This is a genomic window from Macrococcus sp. CoH-51_TC_04, from assembly GCF_058188655.1.
Window position 1 is genome coordinate 309,837 of record NZ_JBVGOY010000001.1, and the last position, 14,311, is coordinate 324,147.

Sequence of the window (14,311 nt, forward strand, 5' to 3'; positions counted from 1 at the left end):
ATCAGAAGTTATAGATTAGAAACAAACCAGAACCTACTCGTTCTGGTTTAATGCTCTTTTTCATGACGTTTTATAGATTCCATCTCTGATCGATTCTGTATATCATCATAACGTTTCTGTTCATCTAATGCTTGTTGTTTCATGCGTTTTGCTTTTCTATGATCGCGTGTCACATACCAGAAAATGATGCTTAAAATTAATGCAATCACAGACAGAAATACAGCATATCCTAACAAGGGCTGATATTTGATGGCATAAAAATTAGGTAAAATAAACGCAGCAATCGCTAAAGCTAAAAACGTTAGAACCGGTGCGAAAATAAATCTTCCCATCAACAATCCAAATAGTATTGAAATAACAACCATTCCTACAATTGAAATCAATAAAAAGTTTGGGATTTCATAAAAACTAATATCTCCTACTATAAACATCCAGTCACTCCTTTATCATTTATTTAATACTTTTAGTATTATATCCAATTTGTCGCTAAATATAACATAAAATCATAAATAAACGAACTTTCTAAATTATTAGAATAGTAGTACAATGAGAGTGTTAATTTAAAAATGAAAGGAAGATGATTTATGGGATTACCATCAAGAAGTGAAGTTAATGTATCAGAAACATGGGATTTATCTCCCCTATTTAAAGATGATGCTTCGTTTTATCAAGCGTTAGAACAAGCAGTAGAAAATGCACGTGAATTCAACAAGAAATATAAAGGTAATTTAAACAACGCAGACATAATCCATGAAGCGTTAGATACATATGCAGAGCTTAATATCGCATTAGATACTTTAGGAAATTATGCAAACTTGCAGTTCAGTACAGATCAGACAAATCCTGATGCCGGAAAACTATATAGCAAATTTTCTTCAAGTTACGGTAAGATTGCAAGCGAGCTTACATTTTTAAATTCGGAACTTATAGCAAAAGAAGAATCAGCGCTTATAACTTTGAAAGATACCCTGCCATATAGTCGTTTCTTTGAAAAATTAATTAAAGCGAAACCATATGAATTACATCCAGAGGTTGAAAAGGCTTTAGCATCGTTCTCTCCAGTGTTTAATGCTCCTTATAATTTATATGATACGACTAAAATGCAGGATATCGATTTCGGTACATTTGAAGCACACGGTAAGACGATACCGATGAGTTATGTTTCGTTCGAAGGTGAACTAGAAGTTGATAATGATACAGAAGTTAGACGCAACGCCTTTAAAGCTTTCTCTGATACTTTGAGAAGGTACGAACACACTACAGCAAAGACTTATGATACACAAGTGCAGCAGGAAAAGATTGAATCTGAATTAAGAGGATATGATTCAGTCATTGACTTCCTGTTACATGATCAGGAAGTGTCACGTGATCTATACAATCGCCAAATTGATTTAATAACGAAAGAACTTGCTCCACATATGCGTCGTTATGCAAAACTGATACAAAAAGCAAATAAACTTGAAACAATGAAATTTGAAGACTTAAAAATTTCATTGGATGAGTCATCTGAACCAGATATTACAGTAGAAGAATCACGTGATTACATTAAGAAAGCACTTTCTGTAATGGGTGAAGAATATATGCAGCTCGTGAACGATTCTTATGACAAACGCTATATTGATTTTGTACAGAATAAAGGGAAATCTACTGGCGCTTTTTGTGCAAGTCCATATGCTACGAATCCGTTTATCTTAATTTCATGGACGTCTAAAATGACTGAAGTATTTGTGTTAGCACATGAATTAGGACATGCTGGTCATTTTAACTATGCGAATAATAATCAGAATATATTTGATGCTAACTGCTCGCTGTATTTTGTAGAAGCACCAAGTACGATGAATGAAATGCTTATGGCAAATTACTTATTAAAAGAATCGGATGATCCTAAGTTTAAACGCTGGGTGATTGCATCGATTATCTCTAGAACGTACTATCACAATTTTGTGACACACTTGTTAGAAGCGGCATATCAACGTGAAGTCTATAATCGCGTAGATGCAGGTGAATCGCTTACTGCCCCACTTCTTAATGAAATAAAGCGTAACGTCATTTCAGATTTCTGGGGAGATGCTGTGGAAATTACTGAAGGTGCGGAACTGACATGGATGCGTCAACCTCACTATTATATGGGGTTATATCCGTATACGTATTCTGCAGGTCTAACGATTGCGACACTTATGTCTAAACGAATATTAGAAGAAGGACAACCTGCTGTAGAAGCTTGGACTGAAGTATTAAAGGCTGGTGGCTCTAAAGCTCCTGTAGAACTTGCCAAAATGGTCAATATTGATTTAACTACGGATGCCCCACTTAAAGAAACGATTGCTTATATCGGAAGTCTCGTTGATGAACTTGAAAAGCTAACAGAAGAAATTGAGAATTAATAAAGGACTGATGTGTAATGTCTAAACAAAAAGTAGTTGTCATTACTGGTGATCAGAGTGGTATCGGTAAATGTATTAAAGAAAGTTTTGAAAAAATTGGCGCAATTGTATGTGGTATCGATATACAGGAAGGCAGTTTTTATCACGGTGATATCGCTGATGAGAAGGTACTGGAAGCATTTGTGTCGAAAGTAATAACACACTACCAAAAAGTAGATATTATTATTAATAACGCATTACCAGCTATGAAAGGTATTGATGATTGTACATATGAAGAATTTCAACATGCGCTTTCAGTCGGTGTAACTGCCCCATTCTATCTTGTGAAGTTATTGAAACCTCATCTAAGTGAAGGTGCGTCAATTGTAAATATCAGCTCTACTCGTGCAGCGATGAGTCAAGCTCAGACTGAAAGTTACAGCGCAGCAAAAGGCGGTATTCATGCGCTTACCCATGCACTGGCAGTGAGTTTAAGCGGCATTGCGCGTGTAAATGCTGTCAGTCCGGGGTGGATTGACACTACAAATACAATCTATAAAGGTGCAAATGCGTACCAGCACCCTGCAGGTCGTGTTGGTAAACCTGAAGATATTGCGGAAATGGCCAAATTTCTATGTTCAGAAGAAGCAGCATTTATAACAGGCGAAAACATTACGATTGACGGTGGTATGAGTAAATTAATGATTTATCACAATGACCAGGGATGGTCATTACAATAAAAATAAAAAAACGGCTGAATCAGCCGTTTTTTTATTGATTTAATTTAATTTTATCGGGTTCAATAGTAATGCGCTTATTCTTGTATAATCTGCCGATTGCGCGTTTAAAGCTACCTTTGCTCATATTAAATACTTCTTTAATCGCTTCAGGATCTGATTTGTCAGAAAACGGAAGCTCCCCGCCATACTCATTCAGCATCGTTAAGATCATTTCAGAATCATCATCCATACGTTCATGCGCAAGTGGTAAAAATGAGCCGTTTAATATCCCATCTTCTTTATGACCAATGATACGTACTTCTACAGCTTCACCAAGACGTGGTTCGCTACGTCGTTCTGATTCATGTACGAAGATTTTATACCCTTCTTTTGATAGTAAAAATGTGCCGACACGTAAGAGTCGATAAGGATGTGCTGTAATCGTTGTATGAAGTAATGTTTCAGGCGCCGCTGTATACATCGTATCTACAATCGTTTCACTTGCAAGACGACCATATAACTGATCATTTCGGTCAACGCGTAAACATGCAAATACTTCATCTCCTGCCTCAGGCCACACTTCTTTTAATTTGGGAAGATCTTCCCAAGGGATGATGATCTCACGCGGTATACCGATATCTACGGTTACACCATCGCGGTCTTTTTTGATAACCTTCACCCAATCATAACGATCTGTTGAGATATCAGGTATATTTTGTGTTGCAAATAGATCACCAGTACGACCTGGGTAAACGAAAAATGAATAATCTTCGCCGATTTCTAGCTCATCACCCTCTAATACTTCAGATGCATTGAGCTTTACTTCTTCGCTGTTTGGTCCTAATAAATAATAAGTAGATCCTTCTAAACGGTCTACACGAAGGAAGTCGATACTTCCTGATAATTGTTTTTGTTCCATATGTCTCTCCTTTAAGGCTCTGCCTTTATCAATTACTTATTATAACACATAATTAAAATATAGTCTGTTAATGTATAAATGTACCGGAAAGCATGCTATTATTGAATATGGAATGCAAATTTGTTATCCAAATATGGTATAATTTACGCGAAATAATTATAAAGGAGATCATACATGTTACAAGTATCTAATGTAAGTTTACGTTTCGGCGATAGAAAGTTATTCGAGGATGTAAACATTAAATTTACTCCAGGCAACTGTTATGGATTAATCGGTGCAAATGGTGCCGGAAAATCAACTTTTTTAAAAATCCTATCTGGTGAAATTGATTCACAGACAGGCCACGTTTCATTAGGAAAAGATGAGCGTTTATCTGTTTTAAAACAGGATCACTTTGCTTATGAAGAGGAACGCGTATTAGACGTCGTACTTCGTGGGAACGAAAGATTATGGACTGTAATGAAGGAAAAAGATGAAATCTACATGAAACCTGACTTTTCGGATGAAGATGGTATGCGCGCAGCTGAACTTGAAGGCGAATTTGGTGAAATGGGAGGCTGGACTGCAGAAAGTGATGCACAAGTATTACTCTCTGGACTCGGTATTAAAGACGATCTGCACGAAAAGAAAATGTCAGAGCTTGAAAACAATCAGAAGATCAAAGTGCTCTTAGCACAGGCACTATTTGGTGAACCTGATGTATTATTACTGGATGAGCCGACGAACGGGCTTGATATCCCTGCCATCAGCTGGTTAGAAGAATTTTTAATCAACTTTGAGAACACTGTGATCGTAGTATCCCATGACCGTCACTTCTTGAACAACGTATGTACGCATATTGCTGATCTTGACTACGGTAAGATTAAGATCTATGTTGGTAACTATGACTTCTGGTATCAGTCGAGTGAACTTGCACAGCAAATGTTACAGGATTCAAACAAGAAGAAAGAAGAAAAAATTAAAGAACTTCAAGATTTCGTTGCACGTTTCTCAGCAAACGCATCAAAATCTAAGCAAGCAACGAGCCGTAAGAAGATGCTTGAAAAAATTGAACTTGACGACATCCAGCCATCAAGTCGTAAGTACCCATTCGTTAACTTTAAACCTGAACGCGAAATCGGTAATGAGCTGCTTCAAGTGCAAGGATTATCAAAATCAATTGATGGCGTTAAGGTCTTAGATAACATTTCATTCACAATGAATCCAAATGATAAAGCTGTGCTTGTCGGTGATTCAGAGATTGCTAAGACAACATTACTAAAAATCTTGGCCGGAGAAATGGAGCCTGATGAAGGTACTTATAAATGGGGTGTCACTACAAGTCAGACGTATTTACCAAAAGATAACTCTGAATACTTTGATGGCAAAAACATTGACCTTGTAGAATGGTTACGTCAGTATGCTCCACCAGAAGAACAAACTGAAACATTCTTACGTGGTTTCCTAGGACGTATGCTTTTCTCAGGTGAAGAAGTTCGCAAGAAAGCAACCGTATTATCAGGTGGAGAGAAAGTACGTTGTATGTTAAGTAAGATGATGTTGTCTAGTGCAAACGTATTATTATTAGATGAACCAACAAACCACCTCGACTTAGAAAGTATCACTGCAGTAAATGATGGCCTTAAAGCATTTAAAGGCTCAATCATCTTTACTTCACATGACTTTGAATTCATCAATACTATCGCTAACCGTGTCATCGACTTAAATGTAACTGGTGGTCTATCAAAAGAGATCACTTATGAAGAATACTTAAAGGAACAAGGCGTATTAAAATAATTTTCTAAAAATACTTTACAATTCAGAATACTTTTTGTATGATTATATTCATAACTTAATAAAGAAACAGATGAGGCGCATCAATCATGAGTACATAACTACCCTACTGCAATAAGTTATGGAAAGGGTGCGATGCCGAAACGCTATATTATGTTGCAGCATACATAGTGTTGGATTCACAGGTTAAGAGCTAGGAATCTGTCATTATATTACTATAATGGAGTGCATCGCTTGTATATAAACGTTAACAAGCCCGGAGCATATCCGGGCTTGTTTTTTTGTTGCAGATGCCATAGGGGGATTTTAATTGCATAATCAAATAACTCAATCAAACATTCGTATATTAAAGTTTGGAGGTACATCAGTTAGTGATTTCGATAAGATTAGCACAGTCGCTAATTACTTAAAGGAACGCACAGAAAATAATGAAAAACTAGTTGTCGTCGTTTCTGCAATGGGAAAAACTACAGATGACCTTGTGAGAAATGTCAGTTCAATCTCTAGTACACCGAAAGAAAGTGCATTAGCGATGCTGCTTACTACTGGAGAACAGCAGACCATCTCTTACTTATCGATTATATTGCATGATCTACACGTTGCATCTATTGCGATGACCGGTAGTCAGGCGGGCATTCGCACGAAAGGACATTATCTTAAAAGTAAGATTACTGAAATTAATGATCAGAAGCTCATTGAAAATTTCAAATCACATGATGTTATCATTATCGCAGGGTTTCAAGGTATAAATGAACAGGATGAAATTACTACGCTCGGCCGTGGTGGTAGTGATACTACGGCGGTAGCACTAGCAGCAGCGTTAAGTGCTCCTTGTGAAATTTATACAGACGTTACAGGTGTCTTTGGAACAGACCCACGTATCTATCCTGAGACAAGACATATAGATGAATTAAGCTTTGAAGAGATGATGGAACTCTCCTCTCTCGGATCTGGAGTACTTGAGACAAGAAGTGTTGAAATTGCTAGAAACTATAATATTCCGATTTATCTCGGAAAAACTTTATCGAATGAGAGAGGAACCTGGATTATGCCAAAAGACCAAATACTCGAGAAAAAAGCAGTGACTGGTGTCGCCTTAGATAACGATATGGAGTATGTGACACTAAGCTACCCGATGAATGATACGAAATTATTAAATCAATTATTTGATGAATTAGAACAAGAAGAAGTCAATATCGATATGATATCTCAAATCGTAAACTTAGATGGCCTTCAAATTTCATTCACAATGAAAGACACAGATAAGTTACAGATTGAACGTATTTTTAATAGATTAAGTACAAACTACCCGGCTATCAGCCATCAGTCGCGTTCAACGTATGCAAAGCTTTCTGTTATCGGTTCAGGTATGAGAGATATGAGCGGCGTTGCATCAAAGGTATTTAAATCATTGATTCATAATGAAATCCCCTTCTATCAGGTAACAACAAGTGAAATATCAATTTCATATGTTATAGATAAAGAAAACGGTGAACATGCAGTACAGTCATTATGTAAAGTATTTAATATATAAAATTAAGGAGAGTCAATTATGTATAAAATTGCAGTTGTAGGTGCTACAGGTTTAGTCGGACAAAAAATGCTTGAAGTTTTAGAAAGAAAGCAGATTCCATTTAATGAACTCGTATTATATTCCTCACCGCGTTCAGCCGGTAAATCTATGGAATATCAAGGCAAGACTTATACAGTAAGAGCTTTGACTGAAGAAGAAGCAGACCAGAAATTTGATTTTGTGCTTATGAGTGCAGGCGGTGCTACAAGTGAACGTTTTTCACCTATCTTTGAATCAGCAGGGAGCATCGTAATAGATAATTCAAGTGCTTTTAGAATGCATGAGGATATCGACCTCATTGTTCCTGAAGTCAATTCACCTAAACTTAAACGTAAAATTATCGCTAATCCGAACTGTTCTACGATTCAGTCTGTCGTACCTCTTAAACCACTGCAAGATAAATATGGTATTAGACGCGTCGCCTACACAACTTATCAAGCAGTGTCAGGAAGCGGTGTCGCAGGCATCAATGATCTTAAAAATGGCGCACAAGGGATTGCACCGACAAACTATCCCCACCCTATCTATAACAATGCTTTACCTCATATCGATGTATTCTTAGACAGTGGATACACAAAAGAAGAACAGAAGATGATTGATGAGACGAAGAAGATTCTTGGATTACAAGATGTAAAGGTGACAGCAACTTGTGTCAGAATCCCAGTTCAGGATAGCCATTCAGTTGCAATCAATGTCACACTTGATAAAGAAGCTACAGTTGAAGAGATAAAACAGCTCTTCGAAAATGACGATTCAGTCGTGCTTATAGATAATCCACAGGACAATGAATACCCGATGGCGATTACAGCGACAGGAACTGATCATGTTTATGTAGGACGAATCAGAAGAGATGACTCATTAGAGAATTCCTTCCATATCTGGTGTACTGCCGATAACCTTCTAAAAGGCGCAGCACTGAATGCGGTTCAAATTCTAGGACAGATTCATACGCATCAATTAAATCGATAAGGAGTGAAATTATGAACGTACACTTTAAAGGAACAGGTGTTGCAGTAACTACTCCATTTAATGGACAAACGATAGATTACAGATTATTCGAAGAACATTTAAATTTTCTTATCAATAATAATGTTGAAGCATTAATAATTAATGGGACAACGGGTGAAGGTTCTACATTAACAGAAGATGAAAAACTTAAAACTATTGAAATAGCAGTACGCGTTGCACATGGCAGAGTTCCTGTAATTGCTGGTACCGGAACAAATAATACGCAGGCATCAATAGATCATTCATTAAAGGTCAAAACTTTAGGAGTTGATGGTATCATGCTGATTACGCCTTACTATAATAAAACAAGTCAGCGTGGCCTCATTGCCCATTTCACCGCAATTGCAGATGCTGTAGAATTGCCAGTATTACTCTATAATGTACCCTCCAGAACCAATATGACGATAGAAACAGAAACTGTCGCAACCTTAGCGGCACACCCTTATATATACGGTATAAAAGACGCAACAGGTGATATGAACTATATGAAAGCATTAAAATCTGCGGTCTCTGATGACTTCGCATTGTATAGTGGTAATGATGATAGTGTCCTGCCATTTTATGAAGCGGGTGGCGACGGCGTAATTTCAGTTATTGCAAATGTGATACCAGCAGAGTTCGGTGATGTTTACCGAATATATCAGGTTGATCGCAATCAAGCTGAGCATCAGTTCAATAATGTGCTGCCCCTCATAGATGCATTATCTGTAGACGTCAATCCTATACCGATCAAAGCACTGGTCACTTATATCGGTTATGCGAATGGTGAATTACGATTGCCTTTAGTTCCGATGTTAGAACAAGATACAAAACAGCTGATTGAAGTATATAATCGTATTGCTAAAGGAAGTGATCTTTCATGAAGATTATTTTAAATGGTTACGGAGCTATGAATCAACGTGTGGCACATCTAGCTGAGAATAGAGGACATGAAATAGCAGGTATAATATTAAGCAAAAAAAGGTCAGCACCCTACCCTGTCTATACATCAGACAAATTAGAAACACTTCCAGAAGCTGATGTTATCATAGACTTTTCTAATCCAGCCTTATCTATTCCATTATTAAAAAGTGATGTCGATACCCCTATCGTTATGGCTACAACAGGAGAGAAAGAATTGATTATCGAGCTGCTAAAATTAAAAAGTGCGCACTCTCCTGTATTTTTCAGTGCGAATATGAGTTACGGTGTCCATGTACTTACTGAACTTGTTAAATATGCAGTACCGTTGTTAACGAATATGGATATCGAACTGATTGAACGTCATCATAATAAAAAGGTTGATGCGCCAAGCGGGACACTCGTTAAACTTTTAGATGCAATTACTTCAGAACGTTCATTAAACCCCGTTTATGATCGCACAGACGTTCATACCCCACGTAATAAGGATGATATTGGTATCAGTGTTGTACGTGGGGGTACGATTGTCGGCGAACACGAAATATTATTTGCAGGACATGACGAAACAATTCAGATTACCCATCAGGCATTAAGCAAAGATATATTTGCCAATGGAAGTATCGATGTTGCAGAGAAATTAATTCAGAAAGAAAAAGGCTATTACACATTTGAAAATTTATAATAAAGGAGCATAACAATGCAGGAATTTACAGCACAGGAAATCATACAATACATTAGTGAGTCAGAAAAAAAGACACCAGTTAAAGTTTATTTAAATGGAAACTTTTCAGATGTAACTTTTCCGGAGACTATGAAAGTATTTGGATGCGAGACATCAAAAACAATTTTCACTGAACTGTCAGAGTGGGAAAATTTCTACGAAAATAATAAAACACTTGTGACTGATGTTGAAATTGAATATGACAGAAGAAACTCAGCAATTCCATTGATTGATCAGACAAAAGTTAACGCTAGAATTGAACCAGGAGCTTTCATTCGTGAACATGCAGTCATTCATGATAATGCAGTTATTATGATGGGTGCAACGATTAATATCGGTGCTGTCGTGGGAGAAGGAACAATGATTGATATGAATGCCACGCTTGGTGGTCGTGCAACAACTGGTAAGAATGTTCATGTTGGTGCAGGTGCAGTACTTGCTGGCGTAATTGAACCTCCAAGTGCACAACCAGTGATCATAGAAGACGATGTACTTATCGGAGCAAATGCCGTTGTACTAGAAGGTGTACGTATCGGCAAAGGTGCAGTTGTAGCAGCTGGAGCGATTGTTACTGAAGATGTCCCTGTTGGTAGTGTAGTAGCTGGGACACCTGCTAGAGTAATTAAGCAAGCTCATGAAGTAGAAGGCAGTAAGATTGAGATTGTACAGGCATTAAGACAGTTAAAGAAATAGCAGGAAGCTAATTGTGCTTGTCACAATTAGCTTTAAATTTTATGAGGTGAAACAATGGAATTAGATTATATTACACATATTAGACGCACATTGCATATGTATCCAGAATTAGGATTTGAAGAATACAAAACAACAGAATTAATCAAATCAGAACTTGATAAAATGGGAATCGCTTATGATTCTCCCCTAGGTACTGGTTGTGTTGCTTATATTAAGGGTACAGGAACATCTTCAATTGCTTTTAGAGCAGATATCGATGCCCTGCCGATTCATGAAGAAAATGATGTGCCCTACCGTTCTCTACGTGATGGAGTGATGCATGCTTGTGGACACGATGGTCATACGACAATGCTACTCGCATTAATACGACGCATTAAACAAAGCCATGATATTACACCGTTAAATTCAACTGTTTACTTTATATTTCAGCCATCTGAAGAGTCAGGTGCTGGCGCTCATCATCTACTGAATGCATATCAATTTGAAATTCAGCCTTCATATATATTCGGATTACATATGCAGCCCGATAACGATGAAGGTACATTATTAAGCAGACCTGGTGCATTAACTGCCAGCGCAACTGAATATCGTTTCTTTATTAATGGCACATCGAGTCATGTTGCCAACAAAGAACAAGGACATTCAACTGCTGAAGCCTTGACGATGATACTCAATCAACTCTCTCAAATCCAGCATTATCATCTTCCAGGCTTAAAGTCGAATATCATCCATATCGGTAAATTACATGCAGGTGAAGCAATCAATACAGTGCCTAGCAATGGTTACTTAGAAGGTACAATCAGAACATACGATATGGACAATCTAGCAGTTATTAAACAACAGATGGATCATATTGCAACCTCTGCTCAGTTAATTACCGGTTGTACAATAGAAGTTAAATTTGCGGAAGGGTATCCTCCAACGATAAATAACGAGTCAGCATATGCATTCATGAGCGAAGCTTTGATTGATAGTAAAATCAATAGAATAGAAAAAGAAGAACCTTATTTATTTGGAGAGGATTTCTCTTTCTACGGAAAAGTCATACCCAGCACCTTCGCATTTTTAGGGTGCAGAAATGAAGATAAACAGTTTGTTACAGGGCTTCATACGTCGACGTTCAACTTTGATGAATCAGCACTGATATATGGGATTGACGTTCTGGAAGCAATTTTTAACAGATTTGAGGAATCAAAATGACTGCGCGATGGACTGTAGATCGTACTAAGTTTGTGGAAAATGTGAAATCCGTGAAGAGCAATACTCCTGTAATGGCCGTCGTAAAGAACAATGCCTATCATTATGGACTGGAATTTGCAATAGATGCATTTCTACAAGCTGGTATTACAACTTTTAGTACAACGAATTTAAATGAAGCAATTCTCATAAGAAAAATAGCACCCGAAGCTACTATATTTTTGATGAATCCTGTTACTCAATTCAACGACTTAAGACAATATAATATTCAAATGACGTTACCTTCTCTAGCATTCTATCATAAGTATCAGACTGAATTAGGTGGGATATCAGTACATCTCGAATATGAAAATCTTCTCCATCGCTCTGGATTTAAAACATTTGAAGAAATGAAAGCTGTAATTGATGACAATAATCAGTTACCTGTTCACTTACAGATGAATATTAACGGGATATGGACACATTTCGGTTATGCTGATGAATTTGATGTTACGGAATACGAAAATGAAAAAGAAGCCTGGTTAAAAGGACTGAAATGGATTTCTGAGTATCATGCTTTTGAAATGATCCATAGTCAAAATAGCGCTAGCTTTATGAGAGATAGCCTATTTGATGATCATACACATGTCAGAATTGGCATTATTCTTTATGGAAGCAGACCCTATGCATCATTAGATGAATCTGTTACCCACCAATCATTGACTGTTAGTGCAAATGTAATTCAAGTAAGAAATATATCAAAGGGAGAATCTGCAGGATACAGCTCCGCCTTTACAGCAGAGAAAGAAACGAAGCTTGCTGTAGTAGATATCGGTTATGGTGATGGCATATTGAGGACGAGAAGTAAGCATGACTGCATCATCAAGGGTAAACGTCATCCTATCCGCGCTTTGATGATGAGTCATATGTTTGTAGAAGTAGATGATACAGTGCAAGCTGGAGATGAAGTAATATTATATAGTAACGAGATTAGAATCGATGCGTTCACTTTTAAAGGTGTCGGAGCAAATTCTGAACAGCTCAGTGCACTGAACCATCATTCATTAAAAAAGGAGTATATCAATGACATTAACGTATATCAATAATCAACTTACAATCAACGGACATAATATTCGACAAATTACTGAAGAATATGGTACCCCACTATTTATCTACGATGAGGATGAAATACGTAATCAATGCAGAAGATTTCATAGTGCATTAAAAGCATCTGGATTAAACTACACAATCTCTTATGCTTCTAAGGCATTTACATCTGTTCAGTTATTTAATTTAATGAATGAAGAGCATATGGGACTTGATGTCGTTAGTGAAGGAGAACTATTTACAGCACTACATTCTAAAATTTCACCTTCACAGATCCATTTTCATGGAAACAATAAAACAGATCGAGAAATTAAATACGCGATTGAGTCAGGGGTTGAATATTTTGTTATCGATAGCCTTGATGAAATCGAACGCATCAATGATATTGCGCGTTCATTAGAACAAACTGTAAAAGCAGTACTACGCATTAATCCTGGCGTTGAAGCTCATACGCATGAATTTATTCAGACTGGCCAGGAAGATAGTAAATTTGGTTTAAGTATCAGACATGGACTAGCAATAAAAGGCGTAAGACAAATTGAAGCCGCACCTCATATCGAATTCAAAGGCGTTCATTTCCACATTGGATCACAAATATTTGAGTCTACGGGCACAATCAAGACGATTGAACTTGTCATAAACTGGCTGACACAACATAAAATTGAAATTGATATATTAAATATTGGTGGTGGTTTCAGCATCAAATATACTTCAGAAGATATCAGCTACCCTATCGAAGAAGGTATTAAGAGGATAACTGAAACACTAATAAATGAATGTAAGAAACATTCCTATCCTGTACCAGAAATATCATTAGAACCGGGGCGCTCAATCGTTGGTGAAGCTGGTATTACAGTCTATGAGGTTGGTACTGTCAAAGATATTCCTGATACAAACTGTTATGTATCAATAGATGGTGGGATGAGCGATCACATACGGACAGCATTATATAATGCGAAATACGAACTACTACTTGTAGATCGTAATGAAATACACGATAAAGAAGTAACCGTCGCTGGTAAATTATGCGAATCTGGCGACATTATTATGCGCAATATAATGCTCCCCTCATCAATTAAACGTGGTGATTTGCTAGTGGTTAAAGCGACAGGTGCATATCATTATAGTATGAGTTCTAATTATAACCAGATGTTAAAGCCAGCAGTAATATTTGTCACGAAAGATAACGTACGACAAGTAATAAAAAGACAATCTTTAGAACATCTGACTGCAAACGAAGTTCTTTAATCCCCTATTTATTTTTGGGGATTTTTAAATATAAATAAAAGTTTACATAACATTATTATAATATTTTATAGTTAAAAAATATTAACCCCCAACTAATGTTGGGGGTTAATA

Annotated in this window: 13 protein-coding genes and 1 riboswitch; of the genes, 11 read left to right on the forward strand and 2 right to left on the reverse strand. The window is 37.0% G+C overall.

What is annotated here, in order from left to right; genetic code table 11:
• Positions 1-47 precede the first annotated feature (47 nt).
• Positions 48-431, reverse strand: a complete 384-nt coding sequence (locus ACZ2V4_RS01565; RefSeq protein ID WP_219494781.1) for a hypothetical protein — start codon at positions 429-431, stop codon at positions 48-50.
• A 153-nt stretch (positions 432-584) separates the two neighbouring features.
• Between ACZ2V4_RS01565 and pepF the strand changes: the two genes are divergently transcribed.
• Positions 585-2,384: an oligoendopeptidase F gene (pepF, locus tag ACZ2V4_RS01570; RefSeq protein WP_490514444.1), complete on the forward strand. Its 1,800-nt coding sequence runs from the start codon at positions 585-587 to the stop codon at positions 2,382-2,384.
• A gap of 17 nt (positions 2,385-2,401) precedes the next feature.
• On the forward strand, positions 2,402-3,103 hold the full coding sequence (locus ACZ2V4_RS01575; RefSeq protein ID WP_490514445.1) for an SDR family oxidoreductase: 702 nt from the start codon (positions 2,402-2,404) through the stop codon (positions 3,101-3,103).
• Between the two features lie 31 nt (positions 3,104-3,134).
• On the opposite strand, the gene ACZ2V4_RS01580 is transcribed toward ACZ2V4_RS01575, so the two are convergent.
• The gene (locus tag ACZ2V4_RS01580; protein WP_219494784.1) at positions 3,135-4,001 is read right to left on the reverse strand and encodes a CvfB family protein; all 867 of its coding nucleotides are present in this window, start codon (positions 3,999-4,001) and stop codon (positions 3,135-3,137) included.
• A gap of 174 nt (positions 4,002-4,175) precedes the next feature.
• On the opposite strand from ACZ2V4_RS01580, the gene ACZ2V4_RS01585 reads away from it, so the two are divergent.
• From ACZ2V4_RS01585 to lysA, 9 genes are all read left to right on the forward strand, one after another.
• Complete coding sequence (locus ACZ2V4_RS01585) at positions 4,176-5,777, forward strand: ABC-F family ATP-binding cassette domain-containing protein (protein WP_283722161.1); 1,602 nt, start codon at positions 4,176-4,178, stop codon at positions 5,775-5,777.
• A gap of 62 nt (positions 5,778-5,839) precedes the next feature.
• Positions 5,840-6,013: riboswitch (Lysine riboswitch) on the forward strand.
• A 71-nt stretch (positions 6,014-6,084) separates the two neighbouring features.
• Positions 6,085-7,308 (forward strand): aspartate kinase, encoded by a 1,224-nt coding sequence (locus ACZ2V4_RS01590; protein ID WP_490514446.1) that lies wholly within the window; start codon positions 6,085-6,087, stop codon positions 7,306-7,308.
• A gap of 18 nt (positions 7,309-7,326) precedes the next feature.
• Positions 7,327-8,316 carry an aspartate-semialdehyde dehydrogenase gene (locus ACZ2V4_RS01595; RefSeq protein ID WP_283722159.1) on the forward strand — a complete coding sequence of 330 codons (990 nt, stop codon included), beginning with the start codon at positions 7,327-7,329 and terminating at the stop codon, positions 8,314-8,316.
• An 11-nt stretch (positions 8,317-8,327) separates the two neighbouring features.
• Positions 8,328-9,218, forward strand: coding sequence for a 4-hydroxy-tetrahydrodipicolinate synthase (gene dapA / locus ACZ2V4_RS01600; protein WP_420493727.1), 891 nt, complete (start codon positions 8,328-8,330; stop codon positions 9,216-9,218).
• Positions 9,215-9,937 (forward strand): 4-hydroxy-tetrahydrodipicolinate reductase, encoded by a 723-nt coding sequence (gene dapB / locus ACZ2V4_RS01605; protein WP_420493728.1) that lies wholly within the window; start codon positions 9,215-9,217, stop codon positions 9,935-9,937. The genes dapA and dapB overlap by 4 nt, the downstream gene beginning before the upstream one ends.
• A 15-nt stretch (positions 9,938-9,952) precedes the next feature.
• Positions 9,953-10,669, forward strand: a complete 717-nt coding sequence (dapD, locus tag ACZ2V4_RS01610) for a 2,3,4,5-tetrahydropyridine-2,6-dicarboxylate N-acetyltransferase (RefSeq protein WP_420493729.1) — start codon at positions 9,953-9,955, stop codon at positions 10,667-10,669.
• A gap of 54 nt (positions 10,670-10,723) precedes the next feature.
• Positions 10,724-11,869, forward strand: coding sequence for a M20 metallopeptidase family protein (locus ACZ2V4_RS01615; protein ID WP_420493730.1), 1,146 nt, complete (start codon positions 10,724-10,726; stop codon positions 11,867-11,869).
• A complete protein-coding gene (gene alr / locus ACZ2V4_RS01620) occupies positions 11,866-12,951 on the forward strand; it encodes an alanine racemase (protein ID WP_420493731.1) in 1,086 nt (361 codons plus the stop codon). The genes ACZ2V4_RS01615 and alr overlap by 4 nt, the downstream gene beginning before the upstream one ends.
• The gene (gene lysA / locus ACZ2V4_RS01625) at positions 12,929-14,200 is read left to right on the forward strand and encodes a diaminopimelate decarboxylase (RefSeq protein WP_219491640.1); all 1,272 of its coding nucleotides are present in this window, start codon (positions 12,929-12,931) and stop codon (positions 14,198-14,200) included. Before alr ends, lysA begins: the two co-directional genes overlap by 23 nt.
• Positions 14,201-14,311: the final 111 nt, after the last annotated feature.